Raw genomic sequence first — 23,761 nt, 5'->3', positions numbered from 1 at the left:
AGCACAATGGAACTGTGAAGACGATCCTGAACGTGCTGTGGCTGGTGCTGTGCGGGCTGTGGATGGCGATCGGCTACGCGGTCGCCGGCATCATCTGCTGCCTGCTGATCATCACGATCCCGTTCGGGATCGCCTCGTTCCGCATGGCCGACTACGCCCTGTGGCCGTTCGGCCGCACCGTGATCCGCCGACCCGAGGCCGGCGCGGCGTCGACGCTCGGCAACATCATCTGGATCGTGGTGGCCGGCATCTGGCTGGCCATCGGTCACCTCGCCACCGGCGTGGCCCTGTGCATCACGATCATCGGCATCCCGCTCGGGATCGCCAGTTTCAAGATGATCCCGATCTCGCTGGTGCCGCTGGGCGCCCAGATCGTCTCGACCAGCGACCCGCGCGTCGCGTACTGAGCCGTCCGGGCCCCTCCCTGCGAGCCTCACCCCGGAGCGCCCTCGCCGTCCTGCGCGCCGGAGAGCTTCTCGAAGGCCCGCACCGCCGAGCCGACGCCCGGATAGACGCTGTCGGCGGCGAGGTCGGCCATGATCCGTGCCGTCTCCAGCGACTCCCGCAGTTCGGGCGTCACACCGGCCAGAATGAAGCGGGCGCCCACCGAGTGCACGTAGTCGATGAGGTTGTGGAGGGCGGTGGCCGCCGAATAGTCGACGGCGGAGACCGCCGAGCAGTCGAGAACCAGCCAGCGCACCGGGTCGGGCGCGGCCTTGATCAGCGCGGTCACATCGTCGGTGAACCGGCCGACATTGGCGTAGAACAGGTCGGCGTCGTAGCGGAAGACGATCAGGCCCGGCAGGGTCTGGTGGCCCGGCCGCGCGCTCTCATACCGGCGTTGCCCGTGCCGGCCGACGCCGACGACGAACCGTTCGGGCAGATACTGCCGGTGAATGATCTGCAGCAATGACAGCACCATCGCGACGACGACGCCGGTCAGCACGCCGAAGGCGATGACCATGACCGTGGTGAGCACCGCGATCGCGAACTCGACCCGCCGAATCCGCCAGATGCGGGCGAAGCCGGCGCCGTCGATCAAGTCGATCCCGACGACGAAGACGATGGCGGCCAGGACCGCGTCGGGCAGGTGGCCGAGCGGTCCGGACGCGACCGCGACCACCGCCAGCGTCGCGGCGGCCATCGTCAGGTTGGCCACCTGCGTGCGCCCGTGCTGCTGGTCGAGGACGGCGGTCTTGGTCGGGCTGCCGTTGACGACGAACGAGCCGGTCAGCGAGGCGCTGACGTTGGCCGCCGACAGCCCGAGGATGTCGCGGTTGACGTCGACGGCGTCGCCGTGACGCTGCGCGAAGCTCCGGGCGGTGGCGGCGCTCTGCGCCAGGATCACCAGCAGACAGCCGAACGAGATGGTGAGCACGGTCGGGAACTTCGCGATCACCTCCGACATCGGCGGAAAGTGCAGTGACGGAACACCCACGTCGATCGGTCCGATGGTCGGCACCCAGCGGCGCAGGTCGAACACCATCACCGCGGCGATCGAGCCGATGACCACCAGGATCGGCATCGGGAGGGCCGGCCGCCACCGTCGGACCACGAGCAGGCCGAGCAGGGTCAACCCGGCGAACACCATCGCCTGCCACCGCACCTGTCCCAGATGTTCGATGACCGCGCCCCACTTGGCGAGCACATGCCCGCCGGAATGCTTGGGTTCGCCGAGCATCCCGGGGATCTGTTCGGTGATCACCAGGACGCCGACGCCGGCGAGGAAGCCGACGAGCACCGACGTCGACAGGAAGTCGCCGAGGAAGCCGAGCCGCAGTGCCCAGGCCAGCAGCAGCATCGCGCCCGTGACCAGCGCGATCAGGCCGGCCCACGCCAGCCACTCCCCGGTGTCGGGTCGCAGTCCGGCGATGCCCAGTCCGGCGATGCCGGACGCCAGCAGCGCCGCAGTCGCCGAGTCGGCGCCGACGACCAGCAGCTTCGACGCGCCGATCAGCGCGAAGACGATGGCCGGCACGATCAGCGAGTACAGACCGGCGCCGATCGGCACGTGCGCGATGGAGCTGTAGCCCATCGCCTCCGGGATGGCGACGGCGGCCAGTGAGGCACCGGCCAGCACGTCGGCGCGCAGCCAGGAGCGCTGATAGCCGCTCAGTGCCGGTGGCGTGAGGGCGGTTGGTATCAGGCGCCTGCGGCCGCGACCCCGGCTCATCTCCCCGCGGCTCCGAACTCGATCCGGTGACGCAGGGCCTCGAGGACCGCGTCGGCGCTGCGGGCGACGTATCCGCTGACCAATCGTGCCGTCAGGTAGCCGGTCACCGCTCCGCCGATCACGAAGTCGAACTGGACGGTGATCACCGAGTCGGCTCCGTCCGCGGCCACGGTGAACCGCGCTCGATGGCGGAAGCCGCTCACCGCGTGCCAGGCGAGGACTCGGTCACCGACCTCGTCGATCTGGACGGTGCCGCCCACGTACATGGTTCCCAGCACCATGAACACCGCCCATTGCGGGCTGCCGTCGGCGGCGTCCCCGGTGCGCGCGGTGCGGCCGAGGGTGCCGACCGCCGCCATCACCGCCGCCGGGTCGGCGAGCACCGCGGCGACCTCGTCGACCGGGCGCCGAACGGTGATGGACCTCGTCATGGTCGCCATCAGCCGAGCACCGGCAGGACCGATTTGGCGGCGAGCTTCGAGAGCGCCACCTGCATCACGGAGGTCACGTACCGGTAGGCGTCATCCCAATCCGGTTCGTCGCCGTACCGTTCGTGCAGGTCGATGGGCGGCAGCACCTGGATGCGGATCTTGGCGGGCAGCGGCACGTGAGGCAGATCCGCGGGCAGCAGGCCCCACGGCACGCTCAGGCTCAGCGGGACGGTCTTGACCCGCAGCAGTCGGTCGAAATGCAGCCGACGGGCCGTGGCGCGGCCGTCGTTGAGGACGACGAAGGTCTCCTGACCGCCGGTGGCGACCACCGGCACGATCTTCACCTCGTTGGCGTACGCCAACCGCAGGAAGCCTTCCCGGCCGTCGAAGACGATCCGGTTGCGATCGCGCCACGGCCGCAGGGCCTCCACGTCGCCGCCCGGGTAGACGAGGACGTTGGCGCCCTGCGCCAGCAGCCGGCCCGCTCCGTCCATGTCGGCCTGGATCATCCCGAAGCGACGAGCGAACTCCCCGATCCCGGGCACGTTCATCACCAGTTGGTGCGCCAACCCGGCCAGCGGCCGCCCCTCCACAGTGAAGTACGTGTGGTAGGCCAGCATGAACACGAAGGTGTCGGGGACGTTGGCGCCGCCGCTGTGGTTGCCGACGAACAGGACCGGCTCGTCGGGGACGTTCTCGAAGCCTGCGACCTCGGCGCGGAAGTAGAGCCGCGCGGCCAACCAGAAGCGCGGCAGCCACTCGCGGATGAACTCGGGATCGCGGCCCTCCAGCCCCTCCGGGCCACCGGCCAGGACCCGGCCGACCGCCGCGAGCGGTTCCCTGATCAGCGACGACCAGACATCCATCGGTCCACTCCCCTCCGGTCGCCGACGGTCCCCGCTACCGGGGCCGTCGGCGACCGCCTCTCAATGTCCGCGCCGAATCCACTCGTCCAGATCGCCGGCCTCGGCGCCGACCGTCGTCTCGTCGCCGTGCCCGGTGCACACCCGCGTCTGCGGGTCGAGCACCAGGATGCGGTCGCGGATCGACGCGATGATGTCGTCGAAGCTCGAGAACGACCGCCCGGTGGCGCCGGGCCCGCCCTGGAACAGCGTGTCGCCGCTGAACAGCACCTGCTCCGACGGTGCCCAGACCACGCACGAACCCGGTGAATGCCCGGGCGTGTTGATCACCTGCAGCTCGGTGCCGCCGACGGCGATCGTCTGGCCGTCGGCCAAGTCGCCGTGCGCGACGCCAGGATGGGTCTGCTCCCACAGCATCTCGTCGGCCGGGTGCAACAGGATCGGCGCCCCGGTGGCCTCGGCCAACTCCGGCGCCACCCCGATGTGGTCGTTGTGCGCGTGGGTCAGGACGATGGCGACCACCTTGCGGTCGCCGACGGCCTCCAGGATGGGGGCCGCCGTGTGCGCGGCGTCGATGATGACGGCCTCGGCGTCGTCGCCGACCACCCAGACGTTGTTGTCGACGTCCCAGGTGCCGCCGTCGAGCGAGAAGGTGCCCGAGGTGATCACCCGCGTGATGGTCAGGGTGCCGGGAGCGGCGTTCTGGGCGCTCACAGCTCCACCACCGATCGCAGCACGCGGCCTTCCTCCATCGCCTTGAAGGCCGCGTCGACGCCGTCGATGCCGATGCGCTCGGTGACGAACTTGTCCAGCGGCAGCCGCCCCTGCAGGAACAGATCGATCAGCATCGGGAAGTCCCGTTCGGGCAGGCAGTCGCCGTACCACGACGACTTCAGGGCACCGCCGTGGCTGAAGAAGTCGACCAGCGGCATCTCCAGACGCATCTCCGGGGTCGGGACGCCGACGAGGACTACGGTTCCGGCGAGATCGCGCGCGTAGAACGCGGTCTCGTAGGTTTCGGGGCGGCCGACGGCGTCGATCACCACATCGGCGCCGAAGCCGTCGGTGAGGTCCTTGACCGCGGCGGCGACGTCGTCGATCGCCGAGGCGTCGACGGTGTGCGTGGCGCCCAGTTCGGCGGCCCACTCGAGTTTCCGGGGATCGCGGTCGATGGCGACGATGGTCGTGGCGCCGGCGAGCTTGGCACCGGCGATCGCCGCGTCTCCGACGCCGCCGCAGCCGATCACGGCGACCGAGTCGCCGCGACTCACGCCGCCGGTGTTCATCGCCGCGCCGAGGCCCGCCATGACGCCGCAGCCCAGCAGGCAGGCGACCGCCGGGTCGGCGGCCTCGTCGACCTTGGTGCACTGCCCCTCGTGGACCAGCGTCTTCTCGGCGAAGGCGCCGATGCCGAGCGCCGGGGTGAGCGCGGTGCCGTCGGTCAGGGTCATCGGGGTGCTGGCGTTGAAGGTGTCGAAGCAGTACCAGGGGCGTCCGCGCTTGCAGGCGCGGCATTCTCCGCAGACGGCGCGCCAGTTGAGGACCACGTAATCGCCCACCGCGACGTGCGTGACGGACTCGCCGACCGTTTCGACGATGCCCGCCGCCTCGTGACCGAGCAGGAACGGGTACTCGTCGTTGATGCCGCCGGTGGCGTATGCGAGGTCGGTGTGGCACACCCCGCAGGTGCTTATCTTCACCACCACGTCATTGGGCCCGGGATCGGGGATCACGATGTCGACCAGTTCGGTCGGTGCGTTCTTGGTCCGGGAGATAACTCCCTTGACGACGGTGGACACGAAGTCTCCTATTCGACGATCAGCCGAGAGCGGCGATGAGTTCTGCCTTCTTCATCGATGAGTATCCCTTGATTCCCGCGGCCTTGGCGTCGGCCCGCAGATCTGCCACCGTCTTGGACGCGTTGCCCGACTTCGGCGACGTGGATTTCGCCGGTGCGGCCGCGGCCGCGGCGGGCTTGGTCGGAGCCGACTTGGCTGCAGTGGGCTTGGTTGCGGCGGGCTTAGTTGCGGCCGGCTTGGTAGCGGCGGGTTTGGTCGCAGCAGACTTGGCCGGAGTCGGCTTGGCTGCGGCGGGTTTGGCCGGAGCCGGCTTGGCTGCGGCGGGTTTGGCTGCGGCGGGCTTGGTCGCAGCGGGCTTCGCTGCGGCGGACTCAGTTGCGGCCGGCTTGGTAGCGGCGGGCTTGGCCGGGGCCGACTTCGCTGCGGCAGGCTTGGATGCAGCGGGCTTTGCCGCAGCGGGCTTGGTCGCCGCCGGCTTCGATGCAGCGGGCTCGGCTGCGGCCTGTTCGGCCTCAGCAGGCTTCGCGCCGACAGGCTTCGCGGCTTCGATCGCAGGCGTGTCTTGATTCACCAGTCCCGCGGTCAACGGCGAGCGCGCCAACAGCGCATCCCGGAGCGCGACGACCTCCGCGGAAAGTCGCCGGACCTCCTTCTCGAGGCGCTTGATCAGACTCTTGTTCTTCCCACTCATCACCGGTGTCCCTCCAAGGTTCCTCGCCCGGACGGAGTGCCCGACCGGGTCAATTGTGACCCTACTGGGACAATTCAGCCCGCCGCGACTCGCGGGTAACACAATCTGCTCTCCCCGCCGACACCGGGGTCACCACTGGCGTCTGGAAGCTTCCCGGTCCCAGACGTGTGGCCCAACGCCGATCCATCGAGGTCGCGGTCATCGCCGCAGATCAGGTCGGCGACGGCTTGCCTCATGGCGAGATCGATGGGGTGCGACGTCCCCCTCATCAGCAATTAGAGACGTCTGGTGAGTTCAGTCTCAAAATCCTTGACGCCCCCGTCCCGCGCGCGGAACAGTGGAGACATAAGTCCACTCACGTCGTAGCCTTCAGGAGGTCTCCCATGAGCTCATCGTCGTGGTTCGTCGCTCTTCGTCGCCCCGCCCCGGCCGACTTCGAGCGCTGGTTGGAGGCCAAGGCCGCCGACGGCCAGGTGCTGACCGAGTACAGCACCCTCAGCCCGCTGCGGATGAAGTTCACCGACTCCGCGCCGGCGCAGGTCCGGTACGCCGTCGAGCGGCGCGCCTCCCCGGCACCGATCGACTACTACCGGTTCCGCGAACAGCAGGGCTGGGAGCACGTCGGACATGCGGCCGACTTCCACATCTGGAGCCGCACCTACACCGACGAGCGGCCGGCCGGTTTCATCGGCGAGGACCTCGACCACCGCGCGTCCCGGCTGGGCGTCCTGCTCGGCATCGTCGCGGCACTCGCGCTGATCCTCACCGTGGGTCTGGCCGCCGCGAGCGGGCTGGCGGCGGCCGAATCGATCGCCGTCGACTTCTGGGCACCGGCGATCGTCTCGGGCGTCGTCTTCCTCATCGCAGGCTGCGGAACGGTCGCGCTGGCCGTGTCGGCACGCAAGGGCGCCACCCCGGATCACCGCCCCGAGCGGGAGCCGACCAGGGTCTGACCCGGCTGTCGGCTTCTGCCCGAAAGTGTCGGTGGCGCCTGTTAACGTGAGGCCATCCTTGCAGGGAGGTCACGATGCCATCCACATCCAACGCCTTCTCCGAGGCCGCCTTCGACGCGGCGATCGATCGGACCTGGCTGCGTTTCCGGTGCGAGCTCGCCGACCGGCTCGATGCGATGCGCGCGGGCCATCCGATCACCGTCTACGCGCTGTGGACAGAGCTCCTCGGCCCGCAGCCGACGATCGCGTTCAGCCTCACCGGGAACAACCGTCTGCGCTTGACGATCGCCACCGCCGATCTGTTTCCATACGGTCCCGAAGACCGGCAGCGAGTTCAACTGCTCGTCGGCGAGCAGTGGCGAGCCCTGCACGATGCGACGTGCATCCGGGAGTTCGCCCGCCGGCGGGTCGACGCCGCGGCCATGGCGGCGCAGTTCGCGCTGCGCGAGGTCTGGGACGTACCCGACCCGAGTTATCTGGTGGCCGACCAGGATCGCACCCTGCACACCTTCATCACCACCGACACCGCGACCCGCGAACCCAAGATGCGCTGATCGGCTGATCAGCAGCCGTCGGTCGCGGACAGCCGCTCCACGTAACGGTCGCGCGCCGAATCCGACAGCGGCAGCGTGTGCGTGCACACCCACCGAAGGCCCACCGCCGGATCGGTGGTCTGCGAGAAGAGCATGCCCGCGCCGTCCCCGGCGACCGTGTAGTCGTCACCGCCACCGGCAAAGGCCGGTAGCACCCACCGCGCATCGTCGTCGCTCGCCACCCCCAGGGTGGGCGACACCCGCAACGACCGGCTGAACGAGCCATTCACGAGATCGAACTCGAGGATCTCCCGGGTCGCGGTACTGACCAGCAGCCGCGACCCCAACCGGCCGAGCAGGTCGGCGTGCGCATCGACGATCCGGTCGGTCAGTTCCGCCTTCTGCCCGGGTTCCCCGAGTCGCCACACCGACAGATCGCCCGCGGCGGCGACCACGTATCGTCCGTCGGCGCTGAAGACCGCCGACGTGGCCGCCTGTCCCGCATGCATGACCGCGGCCGACCGATCCGGGCCGTCGAGCCGGTAGACGTAGACGTTCCCGTCGTCGGCGGTGACCGCCAACCCGGTTCCCGTGTCGTTGAAGCTCGCGCTCCGCACCAGGTCGTCGGGCCCGACCAGCGGTTCCCCGAGGGCTTTGGGTGCGGCCGGATCGCCGACGTCCCACAGCTGTATGCGCCGGTCGTCGACGCCGGCGGCAAGCACCGGTCCGACCGGCGAGAAGTCCAGCGCATAGGTGTAGCGGGTGTCGGTGCGCAGTTCGCCCGCGCGACGGGGACGGTCGGGATCGGACAGATCCCACAGCTCCACCAGGCCGCCGTTGTTGTTCGCGGTCGCCGCCAGCCGCCCGTCGGCCGAGATCGCCACCCGCGGACGGTTGTTGGCGCGGCGGTCGGTCAGCGCCGAGCCGCGACGCTGCCAGGTGCCCCGGTCGGCGGTGAAGACATTCAGGCGGGTGTCGGTCCCGGTGCTGACCAGGGTCGGCGCGTGCAGGGCGCGCGCCAGACCGCTGGTGCCCGCGGCTCGTTCCGGTTGGACGCCGGGAGGCAGTGACCAGATGTCGACGCCGCCGTCCGACCGCCCCACCGCCAGCTCCCGGCCGTCGCGGCTGAACGCGTTGGTCAGCATCCGCACCGCGCCCTGCGCCGCAGACTTCTGCAGGTTCCACACCAGCAGCGGCGCCGCGGGCGAACTGACATTCCACACGTGGACGATGCCGTCGAAACCGGCCTGCGCCAGCAGCGGGCTGCCGTGACTGGCGTTGACCGACCAGGTGCCCGCCGTCACGCCGGGCAGCGCCTGGTTCTCCGGCCGCGGCGCCATCGGATCGCGCACATCCCAGATCTGCACATTGGCACTGTCGCCGCCGATCACCAGGTCGGCGTCGCCGGGCAGGAAGTTGAGCGAATGGGTGATGCTGGGAAACCCGGTCAGCTGTCCGGCCATGCGCGGCTGGTCTGTGTCGGCGCCGGTCCACAGCCGCACCGTCTGGTCTTCGCTGCCGCTGGCCAGCACGGTTCCGGCGTTGTTGAACACCAGTGTTCGGGCGGCGCCGGAGTGCCCGCGCAGCACGGCCGTCTGAACGGGCTCCCGATCGCCGTCGATCCGGTACATGACCACCGAACCGTCGTCCGACGACGTCGCCAGGTACCGACCGTTGGGACTGAACCGCGTCAGGTAGGCGGTGCCCGCCCCCGGATGCAACACCGCGACCTGCCGCGGCCGGTGCAGATCGGCGATGTCCCACAGCCGGACCGTCCCGTCGCCGCTGGCCCCGGCGACCAGCGGCAGGGACGGATGCAGCGTCACCGAGGTGACGTAGTCACCGAAGCCGTCTAGCTTGGCGACCTCGTGGAAGGGCGGCCCGCCGACCTCGTCGCTGCGCTCCCACACCCGCACCGTGCGGTCGTTGCTGGCGGTGGCCAGCAATCGCCCGTCCGGCGAGAACACCACGTCGAACACCCCCGCGCCGTGGCCGACCAGGGTGCGGGCCAACGGGGCGCTCGCCGCCGCGATCAGACCGCTGCGGATGGTGGCATCGTCCGGGTAGTGCCGGGCGGCGACCGCCAGCAGGCGCGCGGCCAACGACGGGTCGGACCGCTCGAGCCCCTCGATGTTCGACACCAGCGCCGAGTGCTCGGCGGCATTGCGCTCCTGCGCCAGCGCGGCGGACTGCCGCGTCGCGATCACCGCGGTGATCGTCGACGCCAGTCCCAGCAGGACGACCAGGGCGATCGCGCCGACGCGCAGGCGCGTCCGCACGCGCTGCTGCCCGACCGCCGCATCCAGGAACGCCACCGACTCCGTCGACAGCAGCACCTGCCGGTGGGCGCCCATCTCGTCGCGATGCTCCAACGCGGAGGCGAGGCGACCGCCGCTGTACAGGTAGTCCGACGGTCGACCGCTCTCATTCCAGGTCTCGGCATCGGTCTGCAGCTGCTGCCGCCACACCAGGAGGTCGGCGTCGTCGGCGATCCACTCGGCCATGCGCGGCCACGACGACATCACCGCGTCGTGAATGAAGGTGACCGAGTCGGTGCTGACGGTGAGCAGACGAGCATCGGAGAAGGCGTCGACGATTCGAGCGGCCGACTCCGGGAAACGCTCCCGCAGGTCCTCCGGTGACACCGCGTTCCGCATCGGGGTGCGCCACGGACCGAACTGCACCAGGGCCAGCAGCAGTGCGCGGGCCTGGTCTCGATCCGCGGGATCGATTCCCGCCCAAGTGGTTTCGGCGGTATCGGCGAGCGCGGACGTGATCCCGCCCGCCTCGCGGTACGCGGTGGTGGTGAGTCGGTTCCCCACTCGTCGGCCCCACATCACCTGCAGGGCGTGCGCGAGGAGCGGCAGCCGCCCGGCCCGGTCTCCTTCGCGGGAGGCCTGATGGAGGTCGTAAATCATGAGGTCGACGAGTCCCTCGTCGATCCGCCCGCCGGCCAGCCGGACCGGCTCGACGATCACCTGACGCAGCTGCTCGTCGCTCATCTCCGAGACGATCATCGAATGCTCTTGCCAGGCCCGGGCCAGCATCGGGATCTCGACGCAGGCGGCGAAGAAGTCGGCGCGCACGCCCAGCACCACCACGACGCCCGCCGCGGTGAGGGCCGCCACCTCGGCGAGCACGCCGTCGCGGTCGGCCTCCTCGAGCGCGAAGACCTCCTCGAACTGATCGACGACCACCAGGTGGGCGCCGTCGCGGATCTTGCGGCCGGTGAGCTTGCCTCGCCCGACGCGGCGACGGATCGCCGCATCCCAGGGCGAGCCGGCCCGGGCCAGGCCCGCGCCGAGCAGCGACGACTTTCCGGCTCCGGAGATCCCGGTGACCACCACGATGCGGTTGTCGGCACTGGCCTGGGCGCGCCCGAGAAGCACCGCCAACGCGGCGATCGTGTCATCGCGTCCGAAGTAGCGGTCACGGTCGGTGGCCCGCATCGAGGCCAGCCCGGGGAAGGGCGCTTCCAGGCGGGGCTGACTGCCGCCGGGCTCATGGTGCTGCCGCCACAGTCGTTCCCAATCCGGGATCGACACCAGGTCGGTGACGCCGGCGGCGACCGCGCGCTGGTTGAGCCACAGCAGCAGGGGCAGCACGGTGTCGAAGTCTCGCGGAACGTGCCTGCCGTTGCGCCAGTCACTGATCCGCTGCGGAGTCGCCTCGGACCGGCCCGACCTCGCCATTCCCTCGGCGGCGGCGCGCAGCGTCGGCTTGCCGGCTTGGCGGAAGAGTCTCGCGAGCGCCGGACCGAACTCGCTCTCCGGCGGCGTCGAGGTCACGTCTGTGAGGTTATCCGAGGCACCCGACAGGCCCGTCGGTTTCCCTGGCCGCTGCCCCGTTGCGGGCCGTCCGGAGCCGGATTCATCCGGTCCGGAGAACTTTCTGCACCGCCGCTGCCTGGGCATATGCACGGATCTGTCAGCAAATTCTCCGAATCTGACATATCTGCACTTCTAATGTGATAGCCGCCCGCCGCTCCGGTGGGCTCCGTCCATCTACCGTCGGGGTATTCAATGACCAAACGTCTGACCGCGCTGACCGCCGTCGTCACCGCTTTCATCGCCACCGCAGCGCTGCTGCCCGCCACCGCCTCGGCGGCCACGCACCACACCCGCGAGGGAGTCGGCATCGAGCTGACTGCCGCGCAGGTCTCGGTCAAGAAGATCCCGCCGCTCGACTCGTCGCCGACCTCGGCCGAAGCCCTGCTCTCCTCCGACGTGCACGCCGCGCTGACCGGCATCGAGGGCAAGAAGGTCAAGGTCACCCTCGAACTCGGCTACCAGGTCGGCTACCCGGTCTCGATCGCGCCGACCGGCGTGAAGATCACCGCGCACACCCCCGACCTGAAGCTGACCAGCGGCGTCAACATCAAGGCGGCACCGGAGGTCTCCGCCTCGGGCACCGGCGCCGGACTGTCCGTGGGCGAGGTCGGCGCCGAGGTGGGAGCCGAGGCCACGGTCATTCCGTCCGCCGACGTCGAGTTCGAGGTGGGCGCAGGCAAGATCACCACCGTTCCGCTGGCCGAGATCGCGCTGACCAAGCCGACCGCGAACATCGTGCTGTCGGGCGTCGAACTGCACGTCACCAACGCGATCGGCCCCGTCTCGGTGCGTCCCTTCGCGAAGATCTCGGTGTCGACCGAAACCGGCGTCTACGTCTACTACGCCTACGGCAAGACCAGCCGAATCTGACCATCGACGCACCCCGGTCGGGGCCGGGGCCCCGACCGGCGTTTGCGCAGCACACCGGGGCGCGGACGGTCCGCGCACAACCCCCGGAAGGCCAATCCGGTTTCGTCAGAATCGGCGTGCGCCGATAGAGTGAGTCCGGAAATCGGCCTCCGCGGGGAACGAATCCGGTGGGACCAAAAGTTTGCGGTGTGCGCAGGGCACAGCCCACGGGCGCACCAGTTGGGAGAACTACGAGCATGACTGCATGGGACAGCGACCTCCAGGGTTGCTATGACATCGTGATCAACCGCAACCCGGGCGAGCCCGAGTTCCACCAGGCAGTCCAGGAAGTCTTCGAGTCGCTGAGCCCGGTGATGGCCAAGCATCCGGAGTACCAGGACGTCCTGACCCGCATGTGCGAACCCGAGCGCCAGATCATCTTCCGCGTGCCGTGGATCGACGACGCCGGCCAGGTGCAGATCAACCGCGGCTTCCGCGTCGAGTTCAACTCGGCCCTGGGCCCGTACAAGGGCGGCCTGCGTTTCCACCCGTCGGTGAACCTGTCGATCGTCAAGTTCCTCGGCTTCGAGCAGATCTTCAAGAACGCGCTCACCGGCCTGCCCATCGGCGGCGGCAAGGGCGGCTCGGACTTCGACCCCAAGGGTCGCTCCGAGATCGAGATCATGCGCTTCTGCCAGTCGTTCATGACCGAGCTGTACCGCCACATCGGTGAGTACACCGACGTCCCGGCCGGCGACATCGGCGTCGGCGGCCGCGAGATCGGCTACCTGTTCGGCCAGTACAAGCGCATCACCAACCGGTACGAGTCGGGCGTGCTGACCGGCAAGGGCCTGTCGTGGGGCGGGTCGCAGGTCCGTCCGGAGGCCACCGGCTACGGCGCGGTGTTCTTCGTCGACGAGATGCTCAAGGCCAAGAGCGACAGCTTCGAGGGCAAGAAGGTCCTCGTGTCCGGTTCGGGCAACGTCGCGACCTACGCGATCGAGAAGATCCACCAGCTCGGCGGCACCGTGATCGCCTGCTCCGACTCGTCCGGCTACATCGTCGACGAGAAGGGCATCGACCTGGACATCCTCAAGGAGGTCAAGCAGGTCCGCCGCGCCCGGCTGTCGGAGTACGTCGAACTGCGCGGCAACGGCACGCGCGTGGTCTCCGAGGGCACCCTGTGGCAGGTTCCGGCCGACATCGCGCTGCCCTGCGCGACCCAGAACGAGCTCGACGAGAACGACGCCGAGGCGCTGGTTCGCAACGGCTGCAAGATCGTCGCCGAGGGCGCCAACATGCCCACCACGCCGGAGGCCATCAAGGTCCTGCAGGCCGCGGGCGTCGGCTTCGCTCCGGGCAAGGCCGCCAACGCCGGCGGCGTGGCCACCTCGGCACTGGAGATGCAGCAGAACGCCTCGCGCGACTCGTGGAGCTTCGAGTACGCCGAAGAGCGTCTGAGCACCATCATGCGCACCCTGCACCACAACTGCCTGACGACCGCCGACAAGTACGACGATCCGGGCAACTACCTGCTGGGCGCCAACATCGCTGGCTTCGTCCAGGTCGCCGACGCGATGAACGCCCTGGGCGTCATCTAACAGCCGATCGGATCGACGAGGGGGCCCGCCGCATTCGGCGGGCCCCCTCGTCGTCTTCGGCGCTCAGACGCCTACGCGGTCTTCGCCGCCACCTTGTCGACGGCCTTGGCGAAAGTCGTGTTGAAGGCGGCCAGGTCGGGGCCGCCGCCGGCTCCGGCGTCGCCCGCCTGCACGCCCACCAGGTAGCCGTTCACCTGGGCGAAGCCGAGCACCCTGGTGGTCTTGACGGTGGTCCCGTTGAGGACGATCGTCGACCGCTGCTCGACCGCGATCGCCTTGTCGGCCTTGGTCTCGGGGACGTCGATGACCTTCGACGTGGTGGTGCCCTTCCCGCCCGCGGCCTGCCCCTCGGTGATCTCGACCGTTACCTTCGTGCAGGCGCCGCTGATGCTCTTGCGGACATCGTCGACGGTCTGGTCCGAGACCAGCACGGTCTCGGCCAGCATCGACGTGGCCTTCATCGCGACGGCGAAACCGACCTGGGCCAGATCCAGTCGGTCGGGGAACAACGCCACCTGACCGCATTCGGCCGGCGTGACCTTCGCCGACCGCACGGTACCGAGCATCGAGTCGGAGATCTGCTTCAGCTGACCGCGCGGCACCTCGAGCACCTGGTAGCCCGCGGGGAAGCCCGACTTGTCGAGCACCAGGCTCGACGCCCTGCCCGGGTCGGCCGACGACGCCGGAGCGGCCGCCGAGCCCGGGGCCGGGGCGCTGTCGCCGCCGGAACCGCATCCGGCGACCAGGAGCAGCGCCGCGCCGGCGGCGATCGTCGCAGTCGTCTTCTTGATGGTCACGTCTTCGTCATCCCTGTCTGTCGATCGGTGTCGATCTGGCGACCGACACCGACCATCCTGACCGACTCCCGCGGGACGACTGCGTCCGGTGCCGGTGTCCGCTCAGGCGGCGACCTTGTCGACCGCGGCGGCGAAGATCTTCTCGAACGCCGCGCGGTCCAGGTCGGCCTCGGCCAGCGACGACATCTGGACGGTGACGGCGTATCCGCCCACCACGGCCCGACCGACGAGCAGTCGGCTCGTGCCCGATCCCCGACCGTGCACAGTGTGACTGGCGGACTCGACGACCAGAGTCTGGGAGGCCCTGGTGACCGGGCTCGGGAGCACGGTGTAGCCGACGTCGATCCGGGCGTCCTTGATCGGGCCCGCTCCCACCTCGACGCGAACGCTGCGGCACTGTCCGCTGACCCGCTCGCGGGCCGCCGTCAGGTCGGTGCCGGGGGCACCGGGTACGACGGGAACGACCGATTCGCTGATGGCGTGGTCCCGGCTCCGAGCGGCCATCAGACCCGTGTGCCCGGTGTCGACGCTGCCCGCCACCGAACCCGGCGCCGCGCACCCCGACGGCGAGACGGTGGTCTTGGCGGTCGCGTCGTGCAGTTGATCGGCCATCGATTGGATCTCGTCCTTGCCGAGTTTGACGGCGGTGAAACCGCCGGGCAGCTCGGCCTGGGTCAGGGTCAGCTCGGCGGCTCGACCGTCGCCCCGGTCGGACCCGCATGCGGTGGTCAGCGCCAGCACCGCCGCACCCGCCAGCACCGCTCCCGACACCCGCCTCGTCCTGGTCTGCATGTGTCTCCTTCGCCGCACAGCTTCGGCCCTGAATCTACTTGCCGCGCGGCCCGAGTCGGTACTTCAGTGGCGCGGCGCGCGTCGGCCCGTCCACTCGCTCACCGCGCGGCCGCCGATCAGATGCTCGTCGACCATTCTCGGCACCCGGTCCGCCGACAGCCCGTCGTACCAGACGTCGTCGGGGTAGACCGCGACGACGGGCGCCTGCGAACACGGGAACAGACAGCCGGTGACCGTCACGAGGACGTCGTCGTCGCCCAGCCCGCGGTCCTCGAGCACGCGGGCCAGCTCCGGCTGCGTCTCGGCGGCTCCGCGCGCCGAGCAGCGCGGTCCCCGGCACACCAGCACGTGGCGGGAGAAGCCGGGCACCTGTTCCCACAGCGGCGAGGTCAGCGGCGCGGTGGTCTCGCCTGCGGGCACCCCGCCGTCAACGATCGCCTGCTCGAGCATCACCGCGTATCCGTCGCTGTCGCACAGGGAGCCGCCGAAGCGCACCTGCGGACGGGCACCCGCGGGGCGCTCCCGGAGCCAGTGCCCGACCACCCGCCGGAACCATGCGTCCATCTTCCGATCGGTGAGCGTCTGCCCGCTCACCAGCAGCACGCACCGCGCACCGGCGTCGGCCGCGTCGTCGAGGGCCTCGGTGATCGTGTGCGAGGCGCCGCCGAGCACCGCGACGCGCAGCTCGACGTCCGGGAGTCGCTTGGCGAGCGCGGCCAGGGCCGCGGTGAGTTCGGCCGCGGGGTCGCCGCCCCGGTCGGTCGGCGCGGTGACGACCACCCAGTCGGGGGCGGCGGCGGTCCGGTCGATCTGCCGGCTCATCGGACTCCTTCCGTCATCGGCCGCGATGGGGCGACGCCGCACATCACGACCATCGGGGCACCCGTGCGCGGATGCGGCATCACCTCGGCGTCGAGGCCGTAGACCTGCGCGAGCAGGTCGGGGGTCAACACCTCGGCCGGCGCGCCCTCGGCGCAGACCCGCCCGCCGTCGAGCACGATGAGGCGGTCGCAGTACATCGCGGCCAGCTGCAGATCGTGCAGCGCCGCGACCACCGTCAGGCCGAGGCCCCGCGCGAGGTCGAGGATCTGCAGGCCGGCGGCCGCGTCGAGGTGGTTGGTCGGCTCGTCCAGGACCAGTACCCGGGGCCGTTGCGCGACGGCGCGGGCCACCTGCGTCTTCTGCCGCTCACCGCCGGAGAGCGAATGCCAGGCCCGCCGGCGCAGCGACTGCAGACCGACGGTCGCGATGGCCTCCTCGACCGCGTCGGACGCCTCGCCGAGCGGCCGTCCCCACCCCGACGAGTGCGGGATGGTCCCGAGTTCGACGATCTGTTCGACCGTCAGCTCCATCACCGTCGCCGAATGCTGTTCCACCTCGGCGACGATGCGGGCGAAGTCGCGGCGACGGATGGCGCGCACGTCGACCCCGCCGAGCAGGATGTGCCCGGCGTCGGGCTTCTGCCAGCGCATGATCATCGACAGCAGCGTCGACTTCCCCGACCCGTTGGGACCGATGACGCCGGTGAACTGTCCGGCCGGCAGGTCGGCGCTGACCTGCTGCAGAATGCGGTTGCCGTCGCGGGTGAAGTCGATCTCGCGGACGGCGATGCCGGGCGGACCGGGTTCCGAGAACGGTGCTCTCATCATTCGGTCCCTTGCTGTCGGCGGAGCAGGTAGATGAAGGCGGGCACGCCGAGCACCGACGTGACCAGCCCCAGCGGCAGTTCCCGCGACTGCATCAGGCTGCGGGCCAGGATGTCGGCCCAGACCACCACCAGCGCGCCGACCAGGATCGCCATCGGCAGCACGCGGGCGTGCAGCGGGCCGACGAGGAAGCGCACCGCGTGGGGCACCACCAGGCCGACGAAGCCGACGATGCCCGCGATGGCCACCAGGACCGCCGTGCACAGCGACACCAGCGTGTAGAGCACCCAGCGGGTGCGGGCGACGTGGGTGCCCAGTCCGGCGGCGGCCCGCTCACCGAAGGCGAAGGCGTCCAGGGTCCGCGAGTGCAGCAGCACGGCGATCACCGTCACCACGGTGACGACCGCGGTCAGCGCGAGCGTGTTCCAGCGGACGCCGGCCACCGAGCCGAGCGACCAGAACATCACCCGATCGGCGGTGCCGTGCGGACCGAAGTAGATCAGTGCCGAACTCAGCGCGGCCGTCAGGAGTCCGACGGCCACACCGGCCAGGATCAGCCGACCCGGCAGCAGGGCCCCGCCGCGGGTCACCGAGATCCCGAAGACCAGCAGCAACGCGCCCATCGCCCCGACGAACGCTGCCAGCGACACCACCGCGCCGCCTGCCAGGGCGCCCATGCCGAGCCCGGTGCTCAGCACCGTCACCGCGCCGAGCGAGGCGCCGCCCGACATCCCCAGGATGTACGGGTCGGCGAGCTGGTTGCCGGTCAGCGACTGCAGCACCGCCCCGCACACGGCCAGCCCCGCGCCGATCAACGCCGCCCCCACCACCCGCGGCAGGCGCAGCTCGACGACGATGTTCTGGTCGATCAGGTCGGCGTCGCCGATCCCGAGGCGGGCGGCGATCGCATCGACCACCGTCCCCACCGACAGGTCGGCGCTGCCGACCGCGACCCCGATCACCATGCTGACCAGCAACAGGGCGGTCAGCGCGATCAGCCAGCCGGTCAGCGCCGGCAGACCTCGCAGCTTCTCGCGCACGCGCGGACTACTTCGCCAACGCGTCCGACAGGCGTACGGCGCCGTCGATCATCCGGGCGCCCGGTGTGCTCTCGGAGAACGGGATCACCACGAACGATCCCGCCTTGACCGCCTTCAGGTCCTTCATCGCCGGGTCGGATTCGAGGTACCGGCGCTTGGCGTCGGCGCGGTCCCAGTCGGCGTCGATCAGGACGATCACGTCGGGGTCCGCCTTCAGCACGGCCTCCCAACTGGTGTCGGCCCAGTTGCCCGGCAGGTCGGCGAACGCGTTGGTGGCCCTGACCGCGTCCATCACCAGCTGCGGGCCGCCGTCGCGGCCGCCGACCGACGGCGTCGTGGTCTGCGCGTCCCACCACATCACGGTCTTCCCCTTGCCCGCGGCCTTCTCCGTCAACCGGTCGAGGGTGGCGCGCATCTGGTCGTTCACCCTGGTCGCGTCGCCCTGTCGGCCGAACATCGTTCCGTAGTCGCTGGTCTCGCCGGCGACGGCGTCCCAGGACGCCTTCGGCCGCTGCGTCTTGTCGGCGCAGCCGAAGGGCGAGACGTAGCTCGCGATGCCGAGCTCGGCCAGCGACTGCTCGCTGCCGAGCGCCTTGTCGTCGAAGGCGCTGCTGTACGACGCGGCGATCAGGTCGGGCCGCTTCTCGAGCACCGCCTCGCGGCTCGGGTACTTCGCCGACAGGACCGGGATCTTTGCATAGGCCTGCGCCCACTGCGGGGCGATCACGTCGTCGAGGTAGGCGGTGCCGATCAGCTGATCGGCGGCGCCGATCGCGAGTGCCGACTCGGTGGCCCCCTGGTTGACCGTGATGGCGGCCTTCGCCGGTCCGTCGAGGGTGACGGTTCGGCCGCAGTTCTGCAGGGTGATGGCGCCGCTCGACGCGGAGTCGGTCGCCTTGTCGCCGCCTGAGCAGGCGGTGACCGTCAGGACCGCGGCGGTGCAGGCGAGAACCGCCATGTTCTTCAGGGTGCGCAAAGCGACCCCCTTTCCAGATGCTCGTGGAACTACGGGGTTACGTCGCGGCCGGTCTCCTGACTTCACAGGGCTGCCGACAGTCGCACCTTCCCGGGTGGCGAGCAACCAGTGGCCGGAGTCGTCAACTCCCGGCGACTGCCGGACCTGTTCACAGTGGCGAGTACCGTGCCGGAATCTCACCGGACTTCCCGAACACCGTGACGTATCGGGTCGAGTGTATCGGGAGTGGCCGATATCGCCGATTCGCACCGACCGCGCGGGCCGTCAGTTCGCCGTCTGTGCGACGATCCGGCGCAGCGCCGCGAGGAGGTCGTCGACGCCGTCGGACGGCAGCCCGGACCGCAGTGCGGTCTCCAGGCCGGCGACCTCCGCGGCCATCCGAGCGTGCAGGTCGCGCCCGAGGTCGCTGATCCGGACCACCACCTTGCGGCGGTCGGTGGCACTCGGGCTGCGGTACACCAGCGAACGGCTCACCAGACGATCGACCGCCCGGGTCAGCGAGGCGCCGGAGGCGAGGGTCCGCGCGGACACCTCGGACATCGAGACACCGTCGGCGCGGTGCAGCGCGTCCAGGATCAGCCATTCGTCGACCGACAGGTCCAGGCGGGCGCCCAGCGCGGCCACCGCCGCCGTCGTCGCGTGCGCGCCGAGCAGCAGGTTCGTCACCAGTTCGGTGGACGTGGCCGGTTCGGTGGACATGGCGGGAGCCGTGGTTCCGGCGGGCTCTGCGGCTGCGCTCATCTGCCACCTCGGAGTCGTGATCGGCGATCGCCGGACCAATACGCTGTCGGACCAATACGCTACAGAGTAGTTTGACCAGCCGCGAAGCACCTCGCTTCGGTGTGCTTCGCCCCGTCGGAGGAGGCCGGATGCCGCAGCTGCTCCCGGTCGGTCCGACATGCTTCCGAATCGGGGTGGTGATCCCCCTGCAGGGGCCCGGCGGCATCTTCGGTCCGTCGTGCGTGGCGGTGTGCGAGATGGCCAGGGACGAGCTGAACCGAGGCGACGGCGTCGACGGCCGGCGCGTCGAGATCGTCTACATCGACGGCGGGCGGCCGCCGCAGCAGGTGGCCGCCGAGGTCGCGCGGCTGATCGACACCGACCGGATCGACGCCGTCACCGGCTGGCACATCTCGTCGGTGCGCCGACTGCTGGCGCCGCTCGTGAGCGGCCGGGTGCCGTACGTGTACACCTCGCTGTTCGAGGGCGGTGAACGCGCGCCGGGCGTGTACTGCAGCGGCGAGACGCCCGAGCAGCAGATCTTCCCGGCGCTGGCGTGGATGCGCCACCATCTGGGCCTGCGCCGCTGGCACGTGGTGGGCGCCAAGTACGTGTGGCCGCTGATGTCGATGGACAAGACGATCCGGTCGGCGGGCACCCTCGACATCGAGATCGTCGGGAGCACGTTCGTCGAGATGGGCGCGGGAGACGATCCGCGGCTGCCCGCCGCCGTCGCGGGCAGCGGATGCGACGGGGTGCTGATGCTGCTGGTCGGACAGGACGCGGTGGCCTTCAACCGCTCGTTCGCCGCCGCCGGGCTGGATCGGCGGATCACCCGCTACAGTCCGCTGATGGACGAGAACATGCTGCTCGCCAGCGGGGCCGAGGCCACCGAGCGGCTGTACTGTTCGGCGTCGTACTTCAGCAGCCTCACCAGCGGGCACGCCGTCGACTTCCTGGGCCGCTACCTCGCCGCGGCCGGTCCGTCGGCGCCGACGCTCAACAACATGGCGCAGTCCTGCTACCAGGGCATTCAGACGCTGCTCGAGCTCGGTCGTCGGGCCGACGAGCTGTCGGTGTCGGCGTTCGACGCCGCGATCGACGGGCTGGTGCTCGAGAGCCCGCGCGGCGTGGTGACCTATCACGGCAACCAGGCGGTGCAGTCGGTGAATCTGGCGCGCGCCGACACCTTCGACTTCGATGTGCTCCTGACCCTGTGAACCGCCCGCGCCTGCGCTCAGATCGCGAGGATCGGCGCCGCCACCGCGAGCGGCGCCAGCAGCAGGCCCGCCATGACGAACCGACGCCACCGAACGTCCACTCCGCTGCGGCGGAGCTGGTCGTGCCACAGCAGGGTCGCCAACGACGCCCACGGCGTCACGACGGGTCCGGCGTTGACGCCGATCAACAGCGCCGCCATTCCCGCGACGTCGCCGACGCCGACGTCCAGCGCCAGGAAGGCGGGGATGTTGTTGACGGCGTTCGCCAGCAACGCGCCCACCGCGCCGAGGAGCATCAGCCCCGCGGTCGACGTCTCCCACTGCATCACGCGCGCACCGATCCACGCCGCCGCACCGGCCGCGTGCAGCGCCGCAGCCACTGTCGACAGCGAGGTGACCAGCAGCAGCGACGACCACGGCACCAGTCGCACCGACAGTGACGTCGGCGCCGTGCGGATGCCGACCACGACGAGGACCGCGGCCGCCGCCGTCGCCGACAACCAGTACGGGACGGGTGAGACGAGCAGCGGCAGCAGGCAGCCGAGCGTGCCGAGGCTGATGCGCAGCCGGCCGTCCAGCGGGCCCGGGGCACCCCGCGGAGCCGCCGGGTCGGCGCTGATGCGATGCCGCGAGCGGCGCCGATAGACGACCGCCGAGGCGAGGACCGCGAGCGCCGCGGCGACGAGCGCGGGGCGCCACATCGTCGCCAGGTAGTCGCCGGTGCCGCCGAACATCCCTCCGGACACGGCGAGCAGGTTCGTCAGATTCGACACCGGGAGCAGCAACGAACCCAGGTTCGCGATCCAGACGACGGTCAGGCCCACCGCCCACACATCGGCGCCCGAGCGGCGAGCCAGCACGACCGCCAGCGGGGTGACCATGATCGCCGTCGTGTCGAGGGAGAAGAAGACCGTCGACACGGTGGCCAACGCCACCACCTGCACCCAGGTCGCGGCGCGAGCCGGCAGTCCCGGCCATCGGCGCTGCTGCAGCCAGGCCGCGAGGTAGCCGAAGGCGCCCGCGTCGGCCGCCAGGTTGACCACGACCGACATCGCCGCGACGAACAGCAGCACCGGTCCCAGCCGCCCCGCGAGGGCCGCCGCGTCGCGGGGCGCCGTCGCCAGGAGCCAGCCGCCCGCGCCGACGGTGCCCGCAGCGGCCGGAACGAGGGTCCTGATGTCGCGGCTCCTCTCGATCCGGCCGCGGCAGCGGCGTCAGGCTCCGACCGGTGCGCGGCGTCCCTGCATCGGATCGGACTGTTCGATGTAGTGTCCCACCCGCAGCACCGTCTCCTCGTCGAACGCCTTGCCGATGATCTGCACACCGACCGGCAGACCGTCGTCGAGCCCGGCCGGCACCGTCATCGCGGGCAGTCCGGTGAGGTTGCTGGGTCCGGTGTAGCGGATGAAGTTGTCCACCAGGTCAACCGGATCGCCGTTCAGGTCGGCGACCGCCGACCCGATGTCGGGCGCCATCACCGGCAGCGTCGGTGCGATCAGGACGTCGACGCCGGAGAGTGCGGCGGCGAAGTCGTGCTTGATCTGCCTGCGGACCTGCTGCGCCTGCAGGTAGTCGACCGACGAGAACAGCTCGCCCAGGTAGAACAGGAACCGGATGTCGGCGCCGAAGTCCTCGGGGCGGGTCTGCAGGTCGCGGTGATGGATGGCGGAGGCCTCCGACAGGCTGACCGCGAGCTCGGTCCACTCCGAGTACTTCAGCGCCGGGATGCTCACCTTCTCCACGCGGGCGCCGCGGCTGACGAGGTCGTCGATGCGGGCCCGGACCAGTCGCTCCACCTCGGTGTCGACGTCGCGGAAGTAGTAGTCCTCCTCCACGCCGATGACCAGCCCGGTGGGATCACCGGTCAGGGCGCCCCGGTAGTCGCCGACCGGGACGTCGACGCTGGTCGGGTCACGCCGGTCGAAGCCGGCGATCGCCTGCAGCATCGCCGCGGCGTCGTCGACCGTCTTGGCCATCGGGCCGATGTGGTCGAGGGTCCAGGCGAGCGGATAGCAGCCGAACTTCGCGACGCGCCCGTGGGTGGGTTTGAGCCCGACCAGCCCGCACGCCGACGACGGGATCCGGATGGAGCCCGCGGTGTCGGTGCCGAGGGTGCTGAAAGACATGTCGGAGGCCACCGCGGCGCCCGAGCCGCCGCTGGAGCCGCCCGGCACCTTGTCGAGGTTCCACGGGTTGTGGACGGCGCCGAAGTGCGGGCTGTTGTTGTCGATGCCCCAGGCGTACTCGTGCATGTTGAGCTTGCCCGTGAGCACGACGCCGGCCTCGCGGAGCCGGCCGACGACCGTCGCATCGTCGGCCGAGACGAAGTCCCCGTGGATCTTCGAGGCCATCGTGGTCACCTCGCCGGCCACGTACAGGTTGTCCTTGAGCGCCATCGGCACGCCGTGCAGCGGGCCACGGTGATCGCCCGCGACGATCTCCTCCTCGGCCTTCGCCGCCTCGGCGAGGGCCTGCTCGTCGCGGAAGCTGATGTAGGCGTTGACCTGGCCGTTGAGCTCATGCGCGTGGTCGAGCAGCCGCTGCGTCACCTCGACCGGCGACACCTCGCGGGTGCGGATGAGCTCCCCGACCTCGACGGCCGTCTTCGTGAGCAACTCGTCAGCCAACGTGATCGTCTCCCGGGATGTTGCGGACCGCGATGTCGGCGTCGTCGATGCCGATGCCGGCCAGGTCTGCCTTCAGCGCGGAGATCTCGGCCCACTTGGCCTCGATCCGGGCGAGTTCCTCGGCGGTCGGGCTCAGGCCGCGCGCCGCGAGTGTGTCCTTGATGGACAGGGTCATCGGTGGTTCTCCGTCCGATCGGGGTCCCTCGGGCGTCACACCCGC

The 23,761-nt window shown here is 70.3% G+C and carries 23 protein-coding genes and 1 riboswitch; of the genes, 6 read left to right on the top strand and 17 right to left on the bottom strand.

Annotation, left to right across the window (positions count from 1 at the left end; translation table 11 throughout):
• Nucleotides 1-14: 14 nt before the first annotated feature.
• Nucleotides 15-407, top strand: a complete 393-nt coding sequence (locus tag AAFO60_RS15745) for a YccF domain-containing protein (RefSeq protein WP_347957164.1) — start codon at nt 15-17, stop codon at nt 405-407.
• A 26-nt stretch (nt 408-433) separates the two neighbouring features.
• On the opposite strand, the gene AAFO60_RS15740 is transcribed toward AAFO60_RS15745, so the two are convergent.
• Genes AAFO60_RS15740 through AAFO60_RS15715 form a run of 6 tightly spaced genes read right to left on the bottom strand, consistent with a single transcriptional unit; the run spans nt 434 to nt 5,957 of the window.
• Entirely contained in the window at nt 434-2,173 is a 1,740-nt protein-coding gene (locus AAFO60_RS15740; RefSeq protein WP_347957163.1) for a SulP family inorganic anion transporter, read from the bottom strand.
• Nucleotides 2,170-2,604, bottom strand: a complete 435-nt coding sequence (locus AAFO60_RS15735) for an SRPBCC family protein (protein WP_347957162.1) — start codon at nt 2,602-2,604, stop codon at nt 2,170-2,172. The genes AAFO60_RS15740 and AAFO60_RS15735 overlap by 4 nt, the downstream gene beginning before the upstream one ends.
• A gap of 8 nt (nt 2,605-2,612) precedes the next feature.
• Complete coding sequence (locus tag AAFO60_RS15730) at nt 2,613-3,470, bottom strand: lysophospholipid acyltransferase family protein (protein ID WP_347957161.1); 858 nt, start codon at nt 3,468-3,470, stop codon at nt 2,613-2,615.
• A gap of 60 nt (nt 3,471-3,530) precedes the next feature.
• Nucleotides 3,531-4,181, bottom strand: a complete 651-nt coding sequence (locus AAFO60_RS15725; protein ID WP_347957160.1) for an MBL fold metallo-hydrolase — start codon at nt 4,179-4,181, stop codon at nt 3,531-3,533.
• Nucleotides 4,178-5,266, bottom strand: a complete 1,089-nt coding sequence (locus AAFO60_RS15720; protein WP_347957159.1) for an S-(hydroxymethyl)mycothiol dehydrogenase — start codon at nt 5,264-5,266, stop codon at nt 4,178-4,180. The genes AAFO60_RS15725 and AAFO60_RS15720 overlap by 4 nt, the downstream gene beginning before the upstream one ends.
• 19 nt (nt 5,267-5,285) lie before the next feature.
• Nucleotides 5,286-5,957 carry a Rho termination factor N-terminal domain-containing protein gene (locus AAFO60_RS15715; protein ID WP_347957158.1) on the bottom strand — a complete coding sequence of 224 codons (672 nt, stop codon included), beginning with the start codon at nt 5,955-5,957 and terminating at the stop codon, nt 5,286-5,288.
• A gap of 383 nt (nt 5,958-6,340) precedes the next feature.
• Here AAFO60_RS15715 and AAFO60_RS15710 point away from each other — a divergent pair, with 383 nt between their 5' ends.
• Entirely contained in the window at nt 6,341-6,910 is a 570-nt protein-coding gene (locus AAFO60_RS15710; protein ID WP_347957157.1) for a DUF2812 domain-containing protein, read from the top strand.
• A 74-nt stretch (nt 6,911-6,984) separates the two neighbouring features.
• A complete protein-coding gene (locus AAFO60_RS15705; protein ID WP_347957156.1) occupies nt 6,985-7,464 on the top strand; it encodes a TY-Chap domain-containing protein in 480 nt (159 codons plus the stop codon).
• Between the two features lie 8 nt (nt 7,465-7,472).
• Here AAFO60_RS15705 and AAFO60_RS15700 read toward each other — a convergent pair whose 3' ends face one another.
• Nucleotides 7,473-11,231 (bottom strand): NACHT and WD repeat domain-containing protein, encoded by a 3,759-nt coding sequence (locus AAFO60_RS15700; protein WP_347957155.1) that lies wholly within the window; start codon nt 11,229-11,231, stop codon nt 7,473-7,475.
• 234 nt (nt 11,232-11,465) lie between these two features.
• On the opposite strand from AAFO60_RS15700, the gene AAFO60_RS15695 reads away from it, so the two are divergent.
• Both AAFO60_RS15695 and gdhA read left to right on the top strand, forming a co-directional pair.
• Nucleotides 11,466-12,143 carry an MspA family porin gene (locus AAFO60_RS15695; protein ID WP_347957154.1) on the top strand — a complete coding sequence of 226 codons (678 nt, stop codon included), beginning with the start codon at nt 11,466-11,468 and terminating at the stop codon, nt 12,141-12,143.
• Nucleotides 12,144-12,379: 236 nt separating this feature from the next.
• A complete protein-coding gene (gene gdhA / locus AAFO60_RS15690) occupies nt 12,380-13,723 on the top strand; it encodes an NADP-specific glutamate dehydrogenase (protein ID WP_347957153.1) in 1,344 nt (447 codons plus the stop codon).
• A 71-nt stretch (nt 13,724-13,794) separates the two neighbouring features.
• On the opposite strand, the gene AAFO60_RS15685 is transcribed toward gdhA, so the two are convergent.
• From AAFO60_RS15685 to AAFO60_RS15655, 7 genes are all read right to left on the bottom strand, one after another.
• Nucleotides 13,795-14,520 (bottom strand): hypothetical protein, encoded by a 726-nt coding sequence (locus tag AAFO60_RS15685; protein ID WP_347957152.1) that lies wholly within the window; start codon nt 14,518-14,520, stop codon nt 13,795-13,797.
• A 102-nt stretch (nt 14,521-14,622) separates the two neighbouring features.
• Entirely contained in the window at nt 14,623-15,312 is a 690-nt protein-coding gene (locus tag AAFO60_RS15680; protein ID WP_347957151.1) for a hypothetical protein, read from the bottom strand.
• 63 nt (nt 15,313-15,375) lie between these two features.
• Nucleotides 15,376-16,134 carry a (2Fe-2S) ferredoxin domain-containing protein gene (locus tag AAFO60_RS15675; RefSeq protein WP_347957150.1) on the bottom strand — a complete coding sequence of 253 codons (759 nt, stop codon included), beginning with the start codon at nt 16,132-16,134 and terminating at the stop codon, nt 15,376-15,378.
• Nucleotides 16,131-16,958 (bottom strand): ABC transporter ATP-binding protein, encoded by an 828-nt coding sequence (locus tag AAFO60_RS15670; RefSeq protein ID WP_347957149.1) that lies wholly within the window; start codon nt 16,956-16,958, stop codon nt 16,131-16,133. The genes AAFO60_RS15675 and AAFO60_RS15670 overlap by 4 nt, the downstream gene beginning before the upstream one ends.
• Entirely contained in the window at nt 16,958-17,998 is a 1,041-nt protein-coding gene (locus AAFO60_RS15665; protein WP_347957148.1) for a FecCD family ABC transporter permease, read from the bottom strand. The genes AAFO60_RS15670 and AAFO60_RS15665 overlap by 1 nt, the downstream gene beginning before the upstream one ends.
• 7 nt (nt 17,999-18,005) lie before the next feature.
• Nucleotides 18,006-18,956 carry an ABC transporter substrate-binding protein gene (locus AAFO60_RS15660; protein ID WP_347957147.1) on the bottom strand — a complete coding sequence of 317 codons (951 nt, stop codon included), beginning with the start codon at nt 18,954-18,956 and terminating at the stop codon, nt 18,006-18,008.
• A 47-nt stretch (nt 18,957-19,003) separates the two neighbouring features.
• A riboswitch (cobalamin riboswitch) is annotated at nt 19,004-19,189 on the bottom strand.
• 49 nt (nt 19,190-19,238) lie between these two features.
• Entirely contained in the window at nt 19,239-19,715 is a 477-nt protein-coding gene (locus AAFO60_RS15655) for a MarR family winged helix-turn-helix transcriptional regulator (protein ID WP_347957146.1), read from the bottom strand.
• A 128-nt stretch (nt 19,716-19,843) separates the two neighbouring features.
• On the opposite strand from AAFO60_RS15655, the gene AAFO60_RS15650 reads away from it, so the two are divergent.
• Complete coding sequence (locus AAFO60_RS15650; protein ID WP_347957145.1) at nt 19,844-20,914, top strand: substrate-binding domain-containing protein; 1,071 nt, start codon at nt 19,844-19,846, stop codon at nt 20,912-20,914.
• Nucleotides 20,915-20,931: 17 nt separating this feature from the next.
• Here the strand turns inward: AAFO60_RS15650 and AAFO60_RS15645 are convergent, their stop codons facing one another.
• The 3 genes from AAFO60_RS15645 to AAFO60_RS15635 are packed head-to-tail and all read right to left on the bottom strand — an operon-like array spanning nt 20,932 to nt 23,716.
• Nucleotides 20,932-22,092: an SLC13 family permease gene (locus tag AAFO60_RS15645; protein WP_347957182.1), complete on the bottom strand. Its 1,161-nt coding sequence runs from the start codon at nt 22,090-22,092 to the stop codon at nt 20,932-20,934.
• 36 nt (nt 22,093-22,128) lie between these two features.
• A complete protein-coding gene (locus AAFO60_RS15640; RefSeq protein ID WP_347957144.1) occupies nt 22,129-23,541 on the bottom strand; it encodes an amidase in 1,413 nt (470 codons plus the stop codon).
• The gene (locus AAFO60_RS15635; protein ID WP_347957143.1) at nt 23,534-23,716 is read right to left on the bottom strand and encodes a hypothetical protein; all 183 of its coding nucleotides are present in this window, start codon (nt 23,714-23,716) and stop codon (nt 23,534-23,536) included. The genes AAFO60_RS15640 and AAFO60_RS15635 overlap by 8 nt, the downstream gene beginning before the upstream one ends.
• Nucleotides 23,717-23,761 lie beyond the last annotated feature (45 nt).

This window comes from Gordonia aichiensis, from assembly GCF_039946255.1.
GTDB lineage: Bacteria > Actinomycetota > Actinomycetes > Mycobacteriales > Mycobacteriaceae > Gordonia > Gordonia aichiensis_A.
This window is presented reverse-complemented; position numbering and strand designations above follow the sequence as displayed.

What these genes read in the sequence shown, in the direction of transcription:
- AAFO60_RS15740 (WP_347957163.1), bottom strand. Translation starts at nt 2,173, where the DNA reads ATGAGCCGGGGTCGCGGCCGCAGGCGCCTGATACCAACCGCCCTCACG.
- AAFO60_RS15735 (WP_347957162.1), bottom strand. Translation starts at nt 2,604, where the DNA reads ATGACGAGGTCCATCACCGTTCGGCGCCCGGTCGACGAGGTCGCCGCG.
- AAFO60_RS15730 (WP_347957161.1), bottom strand. Translation starts at nt 3,470, where the DNA reads ATGGATGTCTGGTCGTCGCTGATCAGGGAACCGCTCGCGGCGGTCGGC.
- AAFO60_RS15715 (WP_347957158.1), bottom strand. Translation starts at nt 5,957, where the DNA reads ATGAGTGGGAAGAACAAGAGTCTGATCAAGCGCCTCGAGAAGGAGGTC.
- AAFO60_RS15710 (WP_347957157.1), top strand. Translation starts at nt 6,341, where the DNA reads ATGAGCTCATCGTCGTGGTTCGTCGCTCTTCGTCGCCCCGCCCCGGCC.
- AAFO60_RS15705 (WP_347957156.1), top strand. Translation starts at nt 6,985, where the DNA reads ATGCCATCCACATCCAACGCCTTCTCCGAGGCCGCCTTCGACGCGGCG.
- AAFO60_RS15695 (WP_347957154.1), top strand. Translation starts at nt 11,466, where the DNA reads ATGACCAAACGTCTGACCGCGCTGACCGCCGTCGTCACCGCTTTCATC.
- gdhA (WP_347957153.1), top strand. Translation starts at nt 12,380, where the DNA reads ATGACTGCATGGGACAGCGACCTCCAGGGTTGCTATGACATCGTGATC.
- AAFO60_RS15680 (WP_347957151.1), bottom strand. Translation starts at nt 15,312, where the DNA reads ATGCAGACCAGGACGAGGCGGGTGTCGGGAGCGGTGCTGGCGGGTGCG.
- AAFO60_RS15675 (WP_347957150.1), bottom strand. Translation starts at nt 16,134, where the DNA reads ATGAGCCGGCAGATCGACCGGACCGCCGCCGCCCCCGACTGGGTGGTC.
- AAFO60_RS15670 (WP_347957149.1), bottom strand. Translation starts at nt 16,958, where the DNA reads ATGAGAGCACCGTTCTCGGAACCCGGTCCGCCCGGCATCGCCGTCCGC.
- AAFO60_RS15660 (WP_347957147.1), bottom strand. Translation starts at nt 18,956, where the DNA reads ATGGCGGTTCTCGCCTGCACCGCCGCGGTCCTGACGGTCACCGCCTGC.
- AAFO60_RS15655 (WP_347957146.1), bottom strand. Translation starts at nt 19,715, where the DNA reads ATGAGCGCAGCCGCAGAGCCCGCCGGAACCACGGCTCCCGCCATGTCC.
- AAFO60_RS15650 (WP_347957145.1), top strand. Translation starts at nt 19,844, where the DNA reads ATGCCGCAGCTGCTCCCGGTCGGTCCGACATGCTTCCGAATCGGGGTG.
- AAFO60_RS15635 (WP_347957143.1), bottom strand. Translation starts at nt 23,716, where the DNA reads ATGACCCTGTCCATCAAGGACACACTCGCGGCGCGCGGCCTGAGCCCG.